The sequence below is a fragment of the Geosporobacter subterraneus DSM 17957 genome, from assembly GCF_900142145.1.
GTDB lineage: Bacteria > Bacillota > Clostridia > Peptostreptococcales > Thermotaleaceae > Geosporobacter > Geosporobacter subterraneus.
Genome location: NZ_FQZV01000022.1, coordinates 20478 through 40404, shown reverse-complemented (window position 1 = coordinate 40404; position 19927 = coordinate 20478). Strand labels below are relative to the sequence as shown.

Annotated in this window: 19 protein-coding genes; 2 read left to right on the top strand and 17 right to left on the bottom strand. The window is 41.0% G+C overall.

Annotation, left to right across the window (positions count from 1 at the left end):
* The first annotated feature begins 420 nt into the window (after positions 1–420).
* The gene (gene hprK / locus BUB56_RS09460) at positions 421–1335 is read left to right on the top strand and encodes an HPr(Ser) kinase/phosphatase (RefSeq protein ID WP_110941073.1); all 915 of its coding nucleotides are present in this window, start codon (positions 421–423) and stop codon (positions 1333–1335) included.
* A 52-nt stretch (positions 1336–1387) separates the two neighbouring features.
* On the opposite strand, the gene ispD is transcribed toward hprK, so the two are convergent.
* The 3 genes from ispD to BUB56_RS09445 all read right to left on the bottom strand — a co-directional run bounded on the left by ispD (position 1388) and on the right by BUB56_RS09445 (position 4070).
* A complete protein-coding gene (gene ispD / locus BUB56_RS09455; RefSeq protein ID WP_110941072.1) occupies positions 1388–2080 on the bottom strand; it encodes a 2-C-methyl-D-erythritol 4-phosphate cytidylyltransferase in 693 nt (230 codons plus the stop codon).
* A 209-nt stretch (positions 2081–2289) separates the two neighbouring features.
* Complete coding sequence (locus BUB56_RS09450; protein ID WP_110941071.1) at positions 2290–3411, bottom strand: PIN/TRAM domain-containing protein; 1122 nt, start codon at positions 3409–3411, stop codon at positions 2290–2292.
* Positions 3412–3593: 182 nt separating this feature from the next.
* On the bottom strand, positions 3594–4070 hold the full coding sequence (locus BUB56_RS09445) for a CarD family transcriptional regulator (RefSeq protein WP_110941070.1): 477 nt from the start codon (positions 4068–4070) through the stop codon (positions 3594–3596).
* A gap of 285 nt (positions 4071–4355) precedes the next feature.
* Between BUB56_RS09445 and BUB56_RS09440 the strand changes: the two genes are divergently transcribed.
* The gene (locus BUB56_RS09440; RefSeq protein WP_110941069.1) at positions 4356–4751 is read left to right on the top strand and encodes a nucleoside triphosphate pyrophosphohydrolase family protein; all 396 of its coding nucleotides are present in this window, start codon (positions 4356–4358) and stop codon (positions 4749–4751) included.
* Between the two features lie 88 nt (positions 4752–4839).
* On the opposite strand, the gene disA is transcribed toward BUB56_RS09440, so the two are convergent.
* The 14 genes from disA to BUB56_RS09370 all read right to left on the bottom strand — a co-directional run bounded on the left by disA (position 4840) and on the right by BUB56_RS09370 (position 19892).
* Entirely contained in the window at positions 4840–5928 is a 1089-nt protein-coding gene (disA, locus tag BUB56_RS09435; RefSeq protein ID WP_408606951.1) for a DNA integrity scanning diadenylate cyclase DisA, read from the bottom strand.
* 351 nt (positions 5929–6279) lie between these two features.
* A complete protein-coding gene (radA, locus tag BUB56_RS09430; RefSeq protein WP_110941067.1) occupies positions 6280–7665 on the bottom strand; it encodes a DNA repair protein RadA in 1386 nt (461 codons plus the stop codon).
* 299 nt (positions 7666–7964) lie between these two features.
* Positions 7965–8858 carry a homoserine kinase gene (gene thrB / locus BUB56_RS09425; protein ID WP_110941066.1) on the bottom strand — a complete coding sequence of 298 codons (894 nt, stop codon included), beginning with the start codon at positions 8856–8858 and terminating at the stop codon, positions 7965–7967.
* A gap of 4 nt (positions 8859–8862) precedes the next feature.
* Complete coding sequence (gene thrC / locus BUB56_RS09420) at positions 8863–9915, bottom strand: threonine synthase (protein ID WP_110941065.1); 1053 nt, start codon at positions 9913–9915, stop codon at positions 8863–8865.
* A 108-nt stretch (positions 9916–10023) separates the two neighbouring features.
* Positions 10024–10464 carry an ACT domain-containing protein gene (locus tag BUB56_RS09415; protein ID WP_110941064.1) on the bottom strand — a complete coding sequence of 147 codons (441 nt, stop codon included), beginning with the start codon at positions 10462–10464 and terminating at the stop codon, positions 10024–10026.
* Between the two features lie 162 nt (positions 10465–10626).
* Positions 10627–13089 carry an ATP-dependent Clp protease ATP-binding subunit gene (locus BUB56_RS09410; RefSeq protein ID WP_110941063.1) on the bottom strand — a complete coding sequence of 821 codons (2463 nt, stop codon included), beginning with the start codon at positions 13087–13089 and terminating at the stop codon, positions 10627–10629.
* A gap of 83 nt (positions 13090–13172) precedes the next feature.
* Positions 13173–14207, bottom strand: coding sequence for a protein arginine kinase (locus BUB56_RS09405; protein WP_110941062.1), 1035 nt, complete (start codon positions 14205–14207; stop codon positions 13173–13175).
* Positions 14208–14219: 12 nt separating this feature from the next.
* Positions 14220–14732 carry a UvrB/UvrC motif-containing protein gene (locus BUB56_RS09400; RefSeq protein WP_110941061.1) on the bottom strand — a complete coding sequence of 171 codons (513 nt, stop codon included), beginning with the start codon at positions 14730–14732 and terminating at the stop codon, positions 14220–14222.
* A 1-nt stretch (position 14733) separates the two neighbouring features.
* Entirely contained in the window at positions 14734–15204 is a 471-nt protein-coding gene (locus BUB56_RS09395) for a CtsR family transcriptional regulator (RefSeq protein WP_110941060.1), read from the bottom strand.
* 183 nt (positions 15205–15387) lie between these two features.
* Positions 15388–15627, bottom strand: coding sequence for a hypothetical protein (locus BUB56_RS09390; protein WP_110941059.1), 240 nt, complete (start codon positions 15625–15627; stop codon positions 15388–15390).
* A gap of 102 nt (positions 15628–15729) precedes the next feature.
* Positions 15730–15963 carry a hypothetical protein gene (locus tag BUB56_RS09385; RefSeq protein ID WP_110941058.1) on the bottom strand — a complete coding sequence of 78 codons (234 nt, stop codon included), beginning with the start codon at positions 15961–15963 and terminating at the stop codon, positions 15730–15732.
* A 56-nt stretch (positions 15964–16019) separates the two neighbouring features.
* Positions 16020–18086: an elongation factor G gene (gene fusA, locus BUB56_RS09380; protein WP_110941057.1), complete on the bottom strand. Its 2067-nt coding sequence runs from the start codon at positions 18084–18086 to the stop codon at positions 16020–16022.
* A gap of 480 nt (positions 18087–18566) precedes the next feature.
* Positions 18567–19388, bottom strand: a complete 822-nt coding sequence (locus BUB56_RS09375) for a Nif3-like dinuclear metal center hexameric protein (RefSeq protein WP_110941056.1) — start codon at positions 19386–19388, stop codon at positions 18567–18569.
* Between the two features lie 87 nt (positions 19389–19475).
* A complete protein-coding gene (locus tag BUB56_RS09370) occupies positions 19476–19892 on the bottom strand; it encodes a 4Fe-4S dicluster domain-containing protein (protein ID WP_278319478.1) in 417 nt (138 codons plus the stop codon).
* Between the last annotated feature and the right edge of the window lie 35 nt (positions 19893–19927).

The window sequence follows — 19927 nt, the reverse complement described above, 5'->3', positions numbered from 1 at the left end:
ATTTCTTATGACATTATATTCTAAATATTTTTACTAGTCAATCCCGCCTCACAACTTACTTTGTGTAATAATTAACTAACATTTTGGGATTCTCATAGATGATTTTTTGGGGGTTATATGTTTTAAATCAATAACCCTTATTCATCCTATTTTAATCTTTCATTTTTAAGTCCTTAATTTCTCTGGTTTCGGTTTTTCTCGTTATTTTCAAAAAAATAACCCTGACAGCCCATGTTGAAAACATTTACCGTTCAGGGTATAATTCTTTATATTTAATCATCTTGCCTATACTTCTATTTTTACATAATTTCTGATCTTGAGAATAACCCATCATAAATATTGTGAACACAATGTCAAACTTTAGATAATTTTTTTCTTTTTTTATATAAAATAACTGATTATTTGAAAGGGGTTTTATATATGGGCGTATCCATACAAGAAATTATTCGAGAGTTTCAGTTAACAGTCTGCAATGAAGGAGATCCTGATTTACTGGTTACTGAGAATGAGTTAAATCGATGCGGCCTTCAGTTAGCCGGATTCTATGGATATTTTGGACAAAAAAGGATTCAGATATTAGGCAACGCAGAAACCAGTTATTTTCAAAGTCTATCCCCTGCAAAGAAAGCAAAAGCCGCTAAAACTCTCCTATCCCACGAGATTCCCTGCGTCATTGTCACCCACGGAAACACAGTTCCAATTGAGATTCAAAAAGCCTCAAAAAAGTATCATCGTTGGCTTCTTGCTACCAATACCTCTACTTCTCTTTTGAATGTAAATCTCACCTCCTATCTGCTCCATGAATTAGCAGAAACCATGAATTATCACGGAGTTTTATTAGATGTATTCGGCGTAGGTGTACTAATCACAGGAAAAAGCGGTATTGGCAAGAGTGAAACTGCCTTAGCCCTTATTAAAAACGGCCATCTGCTTATTGCAGATGATAATGTAGTTATCAAAAAGCCGAGTCCAGACACCCTAGTCGGTACAGGCTCAGAGCTGACGAAACACCTGCTGGAAATCAGAGGTATCGGTATTTTGGATATTAAATCTCTTTTTGGTCTGCAAGCCATTCGTTTACAGAAATCTATAGAAATGGTTATCCATTTGGAACCTTGGGATGAAGAAACCTACTACGATCGTATTGGTGACGCTTACCAATACAGAGAAATCATGGGTGTCCAAATCCCCGAGATTATTGTGCCTGTCCGTACCGGCAGAAACCTGGCTGTCATCATCGAGATTGCCGCACTCAATTATAGGCAGAATGTAATGGGCTATAATACTGCAAAGCTATTGGATGAAAGGATCAAGAGTCTAAGTCAAGGTTTGTAGAAGCAATCAAAAAGAGTCAATAATTTTATTAGAAATTATTGACTCTTTTTGATTATATTCTTCGTTTATAACCTAAAATTGCTTCCGCTGCAATTAAATCTTCAGGGGTTGTAATTTTGAGATTTTCATAGTCTCCTTCTACCATTTTGACCTTGGCGCCCATATGCTCCACCAGCATGGCATCATCGGTGCCCAGCACTTCATGACGAATGGCAAAGTCATGGGCCTCCCTGATGATGTCAATCCGGAAAGCCTGAGGCGTTTGCGTAATCCAAACATCCTCCCGTTTAGGTGTATATTGAACAAACCGATCCTTAGTCATAATCTTTATGGTTTCCTTAATCGGTACGCCTGCGGATACGGCGCCATAGGCTTTGGCTCCTTGAACACACCTTTCTATGATCTTAGAAGTTACTAAAGGACGTGCTCCATCGTGTATCAGCACAATTTCCGCCCTCTGATCCACAGCATTGAGACCATTGTGTACCGATTCCTGCCGCTCTGAACCGCCACTGACAAGCTGGGTTATTTTCTTATATTTAAACCGTTCCAAAATCCTCTTCTTGCATATTTCTTTTTCCTCAGGATTGATTACCAATATGATTTCATCGATGAGTGAACAGTTTTCAAACACAGTTAGGGTATGGGCAATGATAGGTTTATCCTTCAAAACCAGATACTGCTTATTTAACTCTGCCTTCATCCGGGCCCCTTTTCCTGCTGCTAGTATAATAGCTGAATTCATCTATTCGTAACTCCTTTTTTGTATACTTAACTATAGGGTTATCCAAAAAAACTAAAAATTATGAATGATTCCTTTTATGGAATCCTACAGATCATTGGACCCTTTTCCATTTTACACAATTTGGTTCACTTATTCTACTTTTTTTTATGTTCTTTTCAGAAAAAGCAAAACCCGGTAAAAACCGGGTTTGCTCTTCTTATAATAATGTATTATGCCGTTTTGTCAGCCATCGACTTAGGTTTTGCAAAGATCATCCTACCAGCTGCAGTTTGCAGTACGCTGGTTACTAAAACCCCCATGGTTTCGCCAATATGTTTCCTTCCACCTTCTACTACTATCATGGTGCCATCGTCTAGATATGCAACCCCTTGTCCAGACTCTTTTCCTTCCTTGATTACCTGAACAATCATTTCTTCCCCAGGCAGCACCACCGGTTTTACTGCATTAGCCAATTCGTTAATATTCAGCACGGGAACTCCCTGCAGCTCAGCAATCTTATTGAGATTATAATCATTGGTCACTACTTTTCCTGACATAAACTGAGCCAGCTTTAAAAGCTTAATGTCCACCTCTGCTACATCCTCAAAATCCTTGTCAGTAATCTGAACCTCTACTTGAAGCTCTTTTTGAATTCTATTTAGAATGTCTAACCCCCGACGCCCTCTGTTACGTTTTAGGCTGTCAGACGAATCTGCGATGTGTCTAAGCTCCTCTAAAACAAACTCTGGTATTACAATGGGCCCTTCTACAAATCCGGTTTGTGTAATATCTGCAATTCTTCCGTCAATGATTACGCTGGTATCCAGTATTTTAGGCTGACTTCTGTATTCTTTCTTGGCTCCTGCTTTATCCTTGCCTGCTCCGCTTTTCTTAAAGAGGGCTGCAAGGTTCCAAAGGTCATCCCGCTTCTTTGTGGCAATGCTTACACCCAGATATCCTAAAAAGATATATAAGAGTACTGATAGGATTGTTCCTAAAAATGGTATCGGTATTCCCATTAAAAGTTGGCTTATTAAATAGGCGATAAACAAGCCTATGATGAGTCCTAGAGATCCAATGACCATGTCAGTGGTCGGTATTTTCTGTAATTCTCCTTCAACCCAGTTGGCTGAATTTAAGCCTTTCTCCATCAGCCATGGAGTAATAATAAAAAATATGATTCCACCGGCGAATGCACCCATACCATATATAATCAATTCCATAATAGGTGTAATCTCAGGCACCTCTACCAGCTGCTGGATGCCTACAAGCTTCGTCAGTAATACAGCGGTTGCATATCCTGCTGAAGCACCTGCTAGGGCTAATGCTCCTCTAATGATTTTATTGAACATTCATATTTCACCTCCTATCATAACAGTATAACCATGCTAATTCTATTTTATAACTAAATAATCGGGTATTTCAATAGGTTTTCAATAATAAGAGTCAGGACATTTGCCTTATATTTCCTCTTTGATCCTTTTGCCTTGACATAAATAGAAGCGTCACACTGACGCTTCACATAGCTCTATCCTTATTGAACCGCACCGTTTATCAATTCCTCCGCTGCCTTTTCTTCAATTCCTCTTGCTAAGACGATTTCACTGACCAAAATCTGTTTTGCATTGCTCAGCATTTTTCGTTCCCCTGTGGATAACCCCTTCTCCCGGTCCCTCAGCATCAAATTCCTTACTACTTCGGCAACTTCGTAGATGTCTCCGCTCTTTATCCTATCCATGTTTGCCCGATACCGACGGTTCCAATTCTTTGGCATTTTTGAGATATCATCACTTAAAACTGCAATCACTTGATCTACTTCACTAAGAGAAATAATCTCTCTAATTCCTATATCTTCAACTGTATCTAGGGGAATCATGACCTTCATATCTCCCAAAGGCATTTTCATGATGTAATATTTTCTTTTCTTTCCAAGGATCTCTTTTTCCTCTATCGCTTCAATGATACCCGCTCCATGCATAGGATAAACAACTTTATCGCCGATATTAAACATTTAACAAACCCTCCTAAAATATTACATTGCCTGATTATAAGTATATAGGAAAAAATAGGTTTTGTCAAGTTTAAATTATTATTCTATCACAGAGAGAATTTATTGTCAACTTACTTTTTTGTTTTTATTTCAGGTTTTTCATCCTCCCAACAATGCTTTATATACAAGGAAAAAACTGCAAATGGATTTAGCTGAACATTTTATCGATTAGCCTTTCACTTTTCAATATTCTATGCTAAAATAGACGTGAAACAGATAAAATATGGTATAAAGGTGGTTCAAAGAATGGATTCCACAACGTTCAACAAATTTCAAGATTCTGTCTCAAAGGTTCTCGTTCGCCACAAAAGCATATTAGATGTGGTTACCAAATATCAGGAAAGCTGTGCAAAGGTTAATCGCGCTGTTGTAAAGTCAGCTACCAGCTGCGGCTGCATTAAAATCAGTGCTGAGAGGCAAAACATTCCCGATGATGCTTCTTACGAAGAATTATCTGGTTATATGAGTAGTCACATAGATGGCGCCCCTTGTGATGTATGCAGGGACAAAATCGAAAAGGAAATGGGAAACCATCTATTCTATCTGGCAGCTCTATGCAACACATTAGACTTACAGCTGGATGACATCTTAAAAAGCCAATTAAAAAACATCGACACCTTAGGCAAGTACAGCCTCTATTAGGCATCGGTCTTTCTCTCGAACCATCCAAAAAATATACAACACCAAGGAAACTCTGGTGTTGTTTTATTTGTATTCTGAACGATTTTATTTATCGGATGTGACGATCCATAATCACTTGCTCTTGAACCCTTCTTAAACCTTCCTTGATCGTTCTGGCCCTAATCTCACCAATACCTTCTACATCATCTAATTCCTCAATGGAGGCCTTAAGTATTTTTTGAAAGTCCTTAAAATGCAGGACCACATTTTGTATGATGGACATGGGGAGCCGCGGTATCTTATTGAGAATCCTATAACCCCTTGGGGATACCTGAGTATCTAACAGAGGTGTTAATCCTCCGCTATAGCCCAAAATCTTGCCAATAATCGATAAATCCAGCAGTTCTTCTGAAGATAGATTTTTTATTTGTCTTGTAATAGAGGCATAATCTAGCCCATCTCCAAGTACCCGATAATCTTCAATCACATACTTGCCGTCTTCCTTCACATTATCTAAAAGCTCCTCCAGCTGCATGTTTACCAAACGGCCTTCATTCCCCAGCTCGCAAATGTACTTATCTATTTCTGTCACAATCCTCATAACCATTTCTGTCCGCTGAAGAACGGTAGCCACATCATGAATGGTTACCAGATCTTCAAACTCCAATGCACTCAGGCTGGTCATAGCTTGATCCAATACTTTCTTATATTTTTCCAATGTCTGAATGGCTTGATTAGCCTTCGTTAAAACCTTATTGGTATCCTGGAGCACATATTTTGAATAACCCTTATAAAGGGTAATAATATTTCTTCTCTGAGAAATGGACAGCACCATAAGCCCTGTCTGCCTTGCAACCCTTTCCGCCGTTCTATGACGAATTCCCGTCTCTGAGGAAGGTATAGATGGATCGGGAATGAGCTGGGTATTGGCATACAGAATCCTCTTTCCGTCAGAACTTAAAATAATGGCCCCATCCATTTTAGCCAATTCATAGATATAGGCTGTAGAAAAATCTATGTTGATGGCAAATCCGCCGTCTACCAGATTCATTACATCCTCATTATCTCCAACAACAATCAGGCCCCCGGTTTTTGCCTTCAGAATATTTTCCAGGCCCTCCCGCAGTGGTGTCCCTGGAGCAAGAATCCTTAAAGATTCCATAATTCCGTCTTCCTTCACTCTATCATCTCGCACCAATCCCATTGACCTCCCAGTCTCTTTTTCCTATGCCCTATCTATTATAGTACACCTATATCTTCCTTTAAAGGGTTTTTCTGCATTTTGATAAAATTATACTAGAGAATTAGTTCTTCTATAATAGATTATCTAGAAAATAAAGACATAGATTCGCTAGTTTTGCCCTTTTGGTCGTTCTAAAGCTCCTTCCGCCAAAGAATCCTAAAACTTGTAAACTCGCTTTGCTCAAACATACAAGTTTCTAAACGGATTCTTTATCTTCACTCGCTAAGAACGACAACAAAAGGATCAAATAGCCGCTCACTTATGTCTTATATTTTCTTAGATATCATTGGATCATTTTCGATAGCCTTAAAAAGGATGCTCCTTGCTGAAAAACATGGTATCGATGGCATCTTTTACGAAATGGGCTCCAATCAGTTCGATAGGCTCCTGAATCTGAAGCTTCTTTAAATTTTTAGCCGGCAATATGCATTTTGAAAAGCCCATTTTTGCAGCTTCCTTTACAATCTTCTCTGCATTGGCCACAGGTCTTAGTTCTCCTGTTAAGCTGATTTCTCCAATGGCTATGGTAGTAGTGGTCGGAATGGGAAGTCCCCTCATGCTGGAAAAGATCGTTAGGGCCACGCCCAAATCTGCAGATGTTCCTTCCAGTTTTAGCCCTCCTACTACATTCACATACACGTCCTGATTAGTCAGTGGAAGCCCGACTTTTTTTTCCAGCACTGCGATAATAAGATTTAACCGGTTTACATCTACCCCGATGGCGGTTCTTCTTGCAAAGCCTAAACTGGTAGGTGCTACTAGAGCTTGAATTTCCAACAGCAGGGGTCTGGTTCCCTCTAATCCGCCAATCACCATAGCCCCATCTACATTGGGCGTAAGCCCCTCCAAAAACATTTCCGACGGGTTGTCTACTTCTATTAAGCCTTCTTCCCTCATTTCAAAAACACCAATTTCGCTGGTCGTTCCAAAACGATTCTTCAGTGCACGAACCACACGAAATTCCTGACTTCTCTCCCCGTTAAAATGAAGCACGGCATCTACCAAATGTTCTAGTATTCTCGGTCCGGCCAGTTCACCGGTTTTGGTAACATGAGCCACAATAAATACGGGAATATTCTTCGTTTTTGCAATATGCATAATATGGTTGGCACATTCACGAACCTGTGAAACACTCCCAGGGGCTGAAGTCAGCTCTGGTTTGAATAAGGTTTGAATAGAATCTATAATAATGAAGGTCGGATGGAGTTCCTGTATATAGCCTTCGATCACCTCTACATTGGTTTCCGATACAACCAACAACCGATCTGATAAGGCATCCAGCCTCTCGGCTCTCATCTTGATTTGCTCCTCTGATTCCTCTCCCGATACATAGAGTACCGTTCCATATTTCTCTGCAATGACACTGCTGACCTGAAGAATCAAGGTGGATTTGCCAATTCCAGGCTCACCGGATATCAGGGTCAAAGAGCCTTTAACCAACCCCCCGCCTAAAACCCGGTTGAGTTCCCCCATTTGGGTATCTAAACGGTCATAAGAGCCTGACTTAATTTCCTTAATAGGCTGTGGTCTAACCGAACTGGTTATGGTGGCTGATTTTTTGTATACAACACCGCTGCTGCCTAATTCCTCAACCATAGAATTCCATGCACCGCATACACATTGCCCCATCCACTTGGGACTTTCATAACCACAGCTTTGACATACAAAAACGCTTTTTGCTTTTTTTGCCATCTGACCCTCCCACATGAACGGTTTCCTTAAGGTTATTAGAACTATCTCCTATCTATACTGATTTTATACTTTCATTTCCAAAGCGTCAATGATCCCTAAAAAGAAAAGATTTTACGAACTATTGGTTCATAAAATCCTTGGAATGTTAATGAAGTCATGTTTTTATAAAAATTCCTCCTAAGCTTCCGAACAGCGACTATCAAGGTCATTTTTCTCCGCCAACTTTTTCAGAAAAAGTAACCTTGTCCCGGAGTCGAGAGAATCTTAGGATGAGTCTTTAGAAGTTCAACCCCTAATCCTTAATAGCACAAAGCTCCATTTTCATCAGCTTCAAGCATTTGAATCGTCCACTGGCCGGGCAAGCTGTCTAAATAGTTTTTCATCTTTGCACTAAAGCCATGATTATCTCTATCTACCATGGCAAGGAGGGTAGAACCGGAGCCGCTGATTACTTCAGCCTTTGATCCCAATTCTTCTGCTTTCTGAAAAATATCATACATATTCGGAATCAAGCGGGCACGATAGGGCTGATGCACCTTGTCTCCCGTAGCAACACGAAGCTTTTCCAATTCTCCCTTTTGCATGGCGGCAACCAAGAGAGAGGCCCGGGATATATTAAAAATACAATCCTTCCTTTCATAGGCAGACGGCAAAGCACTTCTTGCTGCGTGGGTAGAAAGTTTAAAGTCCGGCACCATCACTGCAAATTTCAGACTCCCCGGAATATCTACCTTAGAATAAACCACATCCTCTCCATCCATGATGGATATGGTCAAACCACCTAGTACCGCCGGCACGATGTTGTCCGGATGTCCTTCCATTTCCGTTCCTATATTAATGATCTCCTCTACCCCTAAAATCCGATCCATGAAATGATTGGCAGCCAGGATTCCTGCTACAATGGAAGCTGCACTGCTGCCAAGGCCTCTGCTCATAGGTATATCAAATTGCTTGCCAATTATCCGGATTCCGCCCACTTGCCTTTTATATCGTGTCAGTACTTTCTCCATAGCTGCGTAAACTAGGTTGTCCTCCGGGGGCACACCGTCGAATCCTATAATTTCTATGCCTTGATCGATCGGCTCTATCTCAATCTCATTATAAATCTGCAAAGCCATACCCATGCTGTCAAATCCAGGCCCTAGATTTGCAGTGGTAGCGGGTACCTTTATGGTTAATTTTCCCTGCACCATAAACTTACCCTATAATAGCCTTTTCTATGGTTTCAAAATCGGCCTTTAATGCTTTAAACTCTCCGCCCATCTCTACTGCAGTATCCGGATCCTTTAGTCCGTTTCCAGTGAGGACACATACCACCTTTTTACCCTTTTCTATAAGGCCTGCCTGATAAAGCTTATACAGCCCTGCTACTGAAATACAGGAAGCAGGCTCAGCAAAAATACCTTCTCTGCTGGCAATCAAGCGGTAGGCCTCCAGAATTTCTTCGTCTGTGATTTTATGGATCATCCCCTGAGATTCCTCTAATGCGGTCACTGCCTTCTGCCAGCTGGCTGGATTTCCGATACGAATAGCCGTTGCAATCGTTTCCGGATTCTCAAAAACCCGATTTTCTACGATAGGCGCTGCACCCGCTGCCTGAAATCCTAAAAGCTTTGGCAGTCCCTGACTCTTTCCTTTTTCCAGATACTCTTTGAAGCCCTTCCAGTATGCTGTAATATTCCCTGCATTCCCAACAGGAATAGACAAATAATCCGGTGCCGCTTCCAGTTGATCGCAAATTTCAAAAGCAGCAGTTTTCTGTCCCTCAATCCTATATGGGTTGATAGAGTTCACCAGGGTAATTGGATGCTTTTCAGATATCTCCTTAACCATACGAAGGGCATCGTCAAAATTGCCATCTATGGCAATGATTTCTGCTCCATAGGCAATGGCTTGGGCCAGTTTCCCCATAGCAATTTTTTTATTTGGAATGATGACGATGCAGCGGATGCCTGCTTTGGCAGCATAGGCTGCAGCTGCTGCGGAAGTATTTCCTGTAGAAGCACAAATGATTGCCTTAGACCCTTCTTCTACTGCTTTTGTCACTGCCATGGTCATACCGCGATCCTTAAAGGACCCGGTCGGATTCAAACCGTCATATTTTAAGTAGATTTCTAATCCATCCATTTCCTTCTCTAAATTGGCAGCCCGGATTAAAGGTGTATTTCCCTCACAAAGGGTAATCGGCTCTACCTCAGGTCCAAGGGGCAAATATGCCCGATAATGATGAATCAAACCTTGCCATCTCATTTTGCAATCTCTCCTAACCTAGTAATATTATTCACAAATCATAAATCATATCTATCCTCTATAAAACAGCTCCTGCTTCATGCTTCCATGATTACATTGACTTCTCTCTTATTCCATTGCAATAAGTTCTGCTTTCACCACACCCTTTATGCTGCTTAATCCCTCCATCAAATCATCAATACCTGTCTTAGCCTCTGAAATATCAAAGGTGATGCTGACGTTTGCAACATTGTTAATGGGAATATCCTGGTTGATAGTCAGTATATTCACATTCCAAAAAGCGAGCTTATTCAGCAAATTCGATAGAATACCAGGTGTATGGCTCAGCAGCAATGTAACCGTCACCTTTTGTCCTTTGGTTCCTTCCGAGGATGAGAAAATAAAGTCCTTATATTTGTAAAAAGTACTGCGACTAATTCCTATCATTTGCACAGCCTCCGTTATGCCCTTTGCCCGGCCTGTTCTTAATAGTTCTTTCACTTCCAACACTTTTTCATAAACCTCCGGAAGAATTTCCGTATCGATAATCAGGTATTTTTTATCTGCCACATTCTCACCTCATTCGTATGCATATAGGATACAATTGTTTTTTTATTAGAGACTATAGGGATAATCTTATCATATTTTTTTCCTGTATACAATACCCATAAACAAAATTGACTCTCGTCAATTTTGAAGTAAAAAATGACAGACAAGACTGTCTGTCATTTTTTACTTCATTGCTGCTTTTCGCTGATTTTTATGAAATACTAACCGATCATTCTCTACGGCAACGATGATTTCGTCATGTTTTGAGATATTGCCACGCAGCATTTCCTCGGAGAGTTCATCCTCCAGCATTTTCGTAATCGCCCGCTTCAGCGGTCTTGCACCAAAGGCTTGATCAAAGCCTTTTTCTGCCAGCAGCTTTTTCGCAGCCTCATCTACCTGAATCTGAATATCAAGCCCCTTCAATCGCTTGGTTAGATCTCTTACCATCAAATCTACGATCTGCTGAATGTGCTCCTGTTCTAGGGCATGGAATACGATAATATCATCAATTCGGTTTAGGAATTCCGGTCTGAAGGTTCTCTTTAGATCATCCATGATATTCTCTTTCATCTTTTCATAGGCACTCTGTTTTTCATCCTGCTCTACGCCTGCAAATCCTAAGGTCCTCTGCTTTTTAATCGTGTGGGCACCTACATTCGAAGTCATGATTACGATGGTATTCTTAAAGTCTACCAATCGTCCCTTGGCATCGGTCAATCGGCCATCATCCAGAATTTGCAGCAAAATATTAAACACATCAGGGTGAGCCTTCTCAATTTCATCAAACAGTATGACGGAATAAGGCTTTCTGCGGATCTTTTCTGTCAGCTGACCTCCTTCATCATAGCCTACATATCCAGGAGGGGAACCGACTAACCGAGATACCGTATGTTTTTCCATATATTCCGACATGTCAATGCGGATCATAGCATCCTCATCTCCAAAGATAGCCTCAGCCAGTGCCTTAGATAATTCCGTTTTTCCTACTCCGGTAGGTCCTAGGAAGATAAAGGAACCAATAGGCCGCTTAGGGTCCTTCAAGCCTACTCTAGCCCTTCGGATCGCTTTTGAAACCGCTTTTACTGCTTCTTCCTGTCCGATAACCCGCTGATGTAGGATCGTCTCGATATTCAATAGCTTTTCTGACTCTTCCTGTGCCAGTTTTTTCACTGGTATTCCAGTCCACTGGGAAATGATTTGGGCAATTTCCTCTTCTCCTACCATCTCCTGGTGGTTGGTTGTAGTTCTCCAGTTGGTTTTTCTATCGTGAAGTTCTTCTCTTATCTTCTTCTCCTGATCTCTGACCCTGGCTGCCCGTTCAAAGTCTTGAGCGCTAATGGCTTCTTCTTTTTCCTTTGACAGTTCTTCCAGCCTTTCCTCTAAGTCCTTTAATTCCGGCGGTTGGGTTACAGTCTGCAATCGAACACGGGAAGCCGCCTCGTCGATGAGATCAATGGCCTTATCAGGCAAGAAACGGTCGGTAATATATCGATGGGATAATTCAGAGGCAGCCCGTAATGCTTCATCGGTAATCTTTACCCGATGGTGGGCTTCATAGCGATCCCGCAAACCTTTTAAAATTTGAATGGTTTCTTCTACCGTTGGTTCTTCTACAGTAATCGGTTGGAATCTACGCTCTAGGGCAGGGTCCTTCTCAATATGCTTTCGGTATTCATCTAAGGTTGTAGCACCGATAGCTTGGAGTTCTCCCCTTGCCAAAGCCGGCTTCAGAATATTGGAAGCATCTATGGCTCCTTCTGCAGCCCCTGCTCCAATGATCGTGTGCATCTCATCGATAAACAAAATTACATCTCCGGATTTTCGAAGTTCTTCCATTACCTTTTTCAAGCGGTCTTCAAACTCGCCGCGATACTTCGCTCCTGCTACCATAGAAGCTAAATCCAAAGTAACTACCCGTTTATTTCGAAGAATTTCCGGGATATTGCCCTCTACAATGCGCTGGGCTAATCCTTCTGCTACCGCTGTCTTTCCTACTCCCGGTTCGCCGATGAGGCATGGATTGTTCTTGGTTCTTCGACTGAGAATCTGTACAACTCTTTCAATTTCTTTCTCTCTCCCTACTACAGGATCTAGTTTTCCCTCTCGGGCCATTTCTGTCAGATCTCTTCCATATTCATTCAGGCTGGGGGTGGTAGTTCTTCCTGTCGCCTCAGAAGCAGGCGTTTCTGCATCACGGGGTGTAGGATTTCCCAGCATCTTCATAACTTCTTCTCTAGCCTTCGCCAGATTTACACCGCTGTCTACCAATATTTTTGCTGCAATTCCTTCTCCCTCACGGATCAGCCCCAGCAGCAAATGCTCGGTTCCGATATAATTGTGTCCCAATCTCCTTGCTTCTGCAAAGCTTAGCTCAAATACTCTCTTCGTTCTAGGGGTAAAGCCTAATAGTTGTGTTCCTTCTTCTTCTCCAATACCTATAACCTGCTCTATTTTCTTCTTCAGCGGCTCTAGTCCGACCCCCATATTGGTTAGCACCTTCGCAGCAATTCCTTCACCTTCTTTTACTAATCCCACCAGCAAATGCTCCGTCCCAACATAATTATGTCGAAGCTGTTGAGCTTCTTCCTGAGCTAGCAGAATAACTTTCTGAGCTCTTTCTGTAAACCTGCCAAACATAGCCATATATAGCACCTCCATAACATTGAAGATCATCTTATTATTATCTTTTCAATTTAAATGCAAAGTTATAAAAACTATTTTCTCTACTAACCTTTGCTTCCCAGCTTTTCTCGTACAATTGCTGCTCTGCGAACATCTCTTTCATGTGCGCTTAGGTTTTTTGCTGCAGATTTTTGCAGGCAGCCTGGTTGCGTCATAACCATCAACTGATTTAGCCCCTCTATTTTTACATTCTCTAATATTGCTAAATCTACCCCTAAACGTAAATCAGACAAAAGTGTCATAAATTCCTGAGAGGTTAAGATTCTGGCATTGGATAATATTCCATAGGATCGATAGATTTTATCCTCTAACCCCAACCGATTGCTATTGAGCAAAGTACTTCGAGCATCTCTTTCTTTCTGTACTATTTGTCTTGTAACATCTTTTAGATTAGCAATAATTTCTTCTTCACTTCTCCCTAAGGTAATCTGGTTAGAGATCTGAAACACATTCCCTACGAATTCCGTTCCTTCCCCGTATAATCCCCTTACAGCCAAGCCAATCTGATTAGCTGCCTGCAGTACCCGATTGATATATCCAGTCATACTAAGGGCTGGCAGATGCACCATCACCGATGCCCGGATGCCTGTTCCCACATTAGTAGGACAAGAGGTTAGGTATCCCAGTTGCTCATCAAAAGCATAGTGGAGGCTCTCTTCCAATACATCATCCAGCTTATCCGCCGTATCCCAGGCCTCCGTCAGCTGAAGCCCAGGCAGCAGGCACTGGATACGTATATGATCCTCTTCATTAATCATAATACTGACAGATTCATCTTTATTTAAAAGCACTGCACTCCTTTCATGGTTTTCCATTAGATTGGGGCTAATTAAATGTTTCTCCATCAGCACCTGTCTTTCCAGCGCAGACTGACTTTCCATTTCCTGCAAAAGAAAATCATGCTTTAAGACTGTATTTCCCTCAAGGATTACGTCTCCAACCTTCTTAATAACTTCCTTGCTTTTTCCCTTTGTCAGTGCTACTGGAAAAGGATACTCCTGTAGATTTCTTGCCAGACGAATCCTGCTGCTAATAATAATATCCCCATCGGGTCCAGACTGTTCTATCCATTTCGTCATAAGCCCACCTCCCTAGTTCATATCCTGAATCTGACTTTCCAGTTCTCGAATCTTATCCCGCAACACCGCCGCTTTTTCAAACTCTTCCTTGCGAATTACCTCATCCAATTGAACCTTCAGTTTTTTGATTTCTTTCTTCAAGCGAATTACGCCCCCTGATCGCTTCGGCATTTTCCCGGAGTGTACCTCATTGCCCTGTACCCGTTTTATTAATTCGATCAGCTTTTCCTGAAAAGCAGTGTAGCATTGTGCACAGCCTAACCTGCCCAGCTGCTTAAACTTGCCGTAGGTCATACCGCAGTGATCACATTTTGTGGTTTTGATGTAGTCCACTTTAATCGGAGAGTCTTGTATAGAATCCAGCAGCCCTGTCAGAAAATTGTTGATGGTAAAGGATGCATCAAAGGGCATCTCCTCACCTTGTTTCGCACACTGTTCACAGAGATGAAGCTCTGTCTTATTCCCATTTAATATTTTTGTCACATGAACCGTTGCATTTCGCTTGTTGCAGCTTTCACACAGCATCTTATTCCCTCCCGCCATAATGAAATAAAACCATCAATATATTTTTCAGTATCCCTGCCCTTACAGTATCCTTAATATTCATCGGTACATTAATGCTCCGATCGCTGATGGCTGCTGCAATAATTTCTGCTTCCCGATCACTGATAAATCTTTTTTCTTTGAGCATACTGACCATGGCCGCTGCCCGCATCATACTGATTGATTCATTGATTTCTTCCAAGAGCAGTCGCAGCAACTGATTTTTATCTATGTTGAGCTGAAGGATCTTAATATATCCTCCGCCGCCTCTCCGGCTCTCAATAATATAACCCTTATCCAGCGTAAATCTGGTGGTCAGGACATAATTAATTTGAGAAGGGGCACAGTTAAAATAGTTGGCCAGTTCGTTCCGTTGAATTTCAACAGCCTGATTATTGGCACTTTCCAATAGCTCCTTGATAAAGCCTTCGATGATGTCACTAATTCTTGACACATCCATCACCTCGCTTTGACTTTCTTTGATCTTATTTTAAGTAATTTATTTCTTAATTTCAAGGCTGTTTTCAGATTGTTTTTCTGGAATTTTCTTTAATATTCACATTTTTTTTTAGAAATTATGGACTTTCTTTATATTTTTACCACTTTTAAAAATAGCCAATCATAGGATTGGCTTTGTCTAGTTTCTTTTTTTATGGGCAATAATTTGGTACTCCTTGCCATCTCCGCCTCCTTTTGTCTGTACCTCAAAGCCATGATTCTCCAATATGGCAAAAAGATAATCGGAACGGTCATCATCATATTTCTCTACAGTAATAATGAGTTTATCTTCCATACCAACAGATTGAATGATATCCATCAGCCTGTCGTTGGCACTCATACCTAATTCACCTTCAAAATTTATATAATGATCTGACATATACATCCCTCCTTCTTTTTTTCCTATTTATTTTCTGTAATCCTCCATTTATTATGCTTCGTCTGCTGGAATTAAGAAAGAGCTCTTTTTTTTTTGAGCCCCTTAATAATCTATCTCCTTTAATAAAACCTGTAGTACCGGTTCATCCTCCTTAAGGCTAAAAACCGACTCTTCTACCACAGCCTTCGTCAGCCTTACACTCCCCCCTACTCGAATGGGATACTCCACTTTACTGCAATTCAGCAATCCGTACAACTCATCTTCACTTAAATACATTTCTCGGATATACTCTTTTTTGATCAGCGGACCCATTTGAAAAATAAAAGAAACCCTCATGATTGATCTCCCCCAATCCAATAACAGATTAAAGACGGAGCCAAAGCCCCGTCCATTTATTTGTCTGATTTTGCCCCATCAATGATTTTTTGGCTCAAATGCTGGGGCATTTCGTCATATCTCTCAAATCTCATCGTAAAACTTCCTCTAGCCTGAGTCATAGATCGCAAATCGGTAGCATACTTGAAGAGTTCTGCCTGTGGCGCCTCCGCAATAACCTTTTGCGTACCGTCACCTAAGGGCTCCATTCCTAGGATTCTACCACGTCGCTTATTCATGTCCCCCATAATATCGCCCATATAATCTTCCGGTGCAACAATTTCCACTTTCATCACCGGCTCCAGCAATACGGGTTTAGCCATCTCCATACCTTTTTTGAAAGCGATGGAGGCAGCAATCTTAAAGGCCATCTCTGAGGAGTCTACATCATGGTAGGATCCATCATATAGTGTAGCCTTTACATTTACTACTGGATATCCGGCTAAAACACCAGATTCCAGACATTCTCTCAAGCCTTTTTCTACAGCGGGTATATATTGTCGAGGAACAGACCCTCCGAAAATCTCCTCTGTAAATACAAATTCTTCCTCTGCGGGCTCAAAACGAATCTTTACGTCACCATATTGCCCATGACCACCGGACTGTTTCTTGTGTTTCCCTTGTACATCCGCCTTGCCCTTGATGGTTTCACGGTATGGGATTCTTTGCTCTGCCAACTGTACGTCTACACCAAATTTATGCTTTAGCTTATTGGTAATAACATTGATATGCATATCTCCCTGACCGCCGATAAGAGTTTGTTTGGTTTCAGCATTTCGAACTACCATGAAGGTAGGATCTTCTTCTGTCAGACGATTTAGACCTAGCCCGATTTTCTCCTCGTCTCCTTTTGCCTTTGGCTCAACAGCCATGAAAAGAGTCGGTTCAGCGAATGCAACCTTGTCAAATTTAACAGGATGGTTTTTGTCGCAAAGGGTATCTCCGGTAGATGCATACTGCAATTTTGCAATGGCTGCAATATCACCCGCTACTACCTTGCTGACATTGATCTGGTTCTTGCCCCTGAGCAGGAAGAGGTTTCCTACCTTTTCTATTTCATCCTTCTCAGGGTTATAAATTTCCATATCTGATGTCAATTTGCCGGAGCATATCTTTAATAATGAGATTTTTCCTACATAGGGGTCAACGATGGTCTTAAATACATATGCAGAGAATGGATCACTCTCATCAATATTCTTTTGTACAGGTTTATTCTCCCTTGCATGAATGCCTTCAACTACTTTAATATCCTTTGGAGAAGGCATATAGTCGCTAATCATATTCATTAAAGTGTGAATACCGATATTGTTGACACCTGAGCCTAGTAGTACAGGTACAATTTCTCCACCTAAAACGCCTTTGCGAAGACCTTCATGGATCTCTTCTGTAGTAAACTCTTCACCGCCAAAATACTTTTCCATTAAAACTTCGTCGCTTTCTGCGACAGATTCCATCAGCATTTCACGTACAGATGAAACACTGTCCATCATATCCTCCGGAACCGGCTGATCTGTACAGTCTTTTCCATCATATACCCGGGCTACCATGTCCACAACGTTTACGATTCCCTTGAAGTTGTTTGCATCCCCTAAAGGAATGGCAAAAGGTGCTACGCCTTTACCAAATTTCTCACGTAAATCATTTAATAATTTATCAAAATTAATGTTTTCCTTATCCATCTTATTAATAAATATAAATTTAGGCATCTTTCTATCAACGGTGTATTTCCACACCTTTTCCGTCCCAACTTCTATTCCTGAAGATGCATCCATGACAATTACGGCTCCGTCGGCAACTCTTAATGCACTTTGTACCTCACCAATGAAGTCGAAGTATCCAGGAGTATCAAGAATGTTATACTTACAGTCCTTCCACTCAATAGGAATCAAAGAGGTACCAATTGAAATTTTACGGGCGATTTCTTCCTTATCAAAATCTGATACAGTGTTTCCATCTTCGACTTTACCAAGTCTGTTTGTAACCTTCGTGGTGAATAGCATGGATTCGGTTAATATCGTTTTCCCGCAGCCTCCATGTCCTACTAATGCTACATTCCGTATTTTGTCGCTTTGATATTCCTTCATTTAAGATCCCCCTCGCTTCAATATTTCTTGTCATATTTGGACAACTATACCTATAATATTCTATACTATTCAGAAAATTCCTTTTAGTTTTTATATTTTGTTATATTTTAGTTAAATTTTTTTATATGGATAGTTGTCTAATGATTTACTGTTTTACTATATTATTCCATAAGGAGATTTCATTATACATTGAATATCTAAAAATCCTATTTGAATTTTTAACCTCCATACAGTAGTGTGATTGAGAATTTTAACATTCAACGGAACTGTGAGGGCACAGTTTCCTACATAAGCATAATACAGGAAGGTAGGGATCGACGTCCTCGTCGATCGGAAGATAGATTAGAATTATCAGTCACAGGTCAATAATTATAACTGTTTTGTTCTTAGACAATAAAAAAGTCTGTGGACGGCGTTGTTTTCCACCACTCACAGACTTTCCATATCTAACAGTTATTTTATTTAGTTTCCTAAAAAAAACTATCCGATGATACCAGACATAGTAATTACTTCTAATCCTTTGTTTCTCAATTCCTTGATCAGGATATTCAGTCCGATAGAATCGCTGGCCATATGTCCTGCTACAATGACATTGCCTATATTCTGCTTTTCAACCGCTTCCCGAACATCCTCTGGAATATGCATACACACAATGGTACCGACACCAGCTTCAAAATAGGCCTTGAAAACCTCAGCCCCTCCGTTGGTTCCACCCGCCATCAGCACTGCTATCCTCCCGGCATAATCATCGTTTCTGCCTACACGTATTACAGGTCCTGCTGGTGTATTCTGATACTCCTTAATTTCCATGAGTACATCTATAACATCTTTAAGGGTTGCTTTCTGATGATTTCCTAGTTTTTGATCAATAAACCCTTGTACGAATCTCTCTGTGATTCGATCCGCCGGCAAGTGGATATTCATATAAGGCATTTTTAATAGCTTAGCCGCTGATTGAACACGATCGTAGTTTCTTGCATGGGCATTTTTTTCAAGGCTGTTGACCTTTTTCCTCAATGCCTTTTGGGCCTTATTAATAGGAATTCCAAAGGACATCATTTTGTCGATTTGTACCTCCAAGACTTTATGAAAGTAAACATCCTGTTCACCGGTGTGAGGATGATGGCTAATCACCAAATCTACGCCTAATTCTTTTCCTAACAAAAGTTCTTGAGTTTCCATATCAATTCCAAACAGTATTTTCCGGATATTATCTCCTTCAACCAGCGTGCCGGAATCCCAAGGAATCTCCTTTAGTTCTGCTAGCTCCAATGCTAGATTCATGATTTCCATTGTGTTCATATCATTCACCCTTTATGTATAAGACTTTTTATATGTATATTGTATATGCTTTTTTCCCTTCTTACAACATATTTCGAAATGCTAAATTTAGTTGCGGCAGAAGTGTCTCATGATACGATCAAGGTAATGGGACTTTATCTGTTGACTGGCCATAGCCTGCTTTATAGGCGGCAATTTCAATATTACTCCTAAAATGGCAGCCATGGCACGATGACTTCTATAGGCCTGATTATCAAAGATAAGGTGATGCAGCATTCCCCGCTCTATAGCCATAACCACAGCCCGATGGGTAGATTTTACCGGTGTAATAACCCGCCTTTCCCTCGATCGTAGGGTTAGGGTCTTTGTAGGACAGCTTCGAAGACATAGGCCGCAGCCTAAACATATATTCTCCTCGATTCTGACCTTTTTGTCCTTTGTATTTTGCAGATTCTCGCCGGTGATCATATTCACCGCCTGAACAGGACACAGGGCTGTACATAATTTATAAGAAGCATAAGACAAGGCTGTATTTCTCTTATAAATAAACTCTATACCAC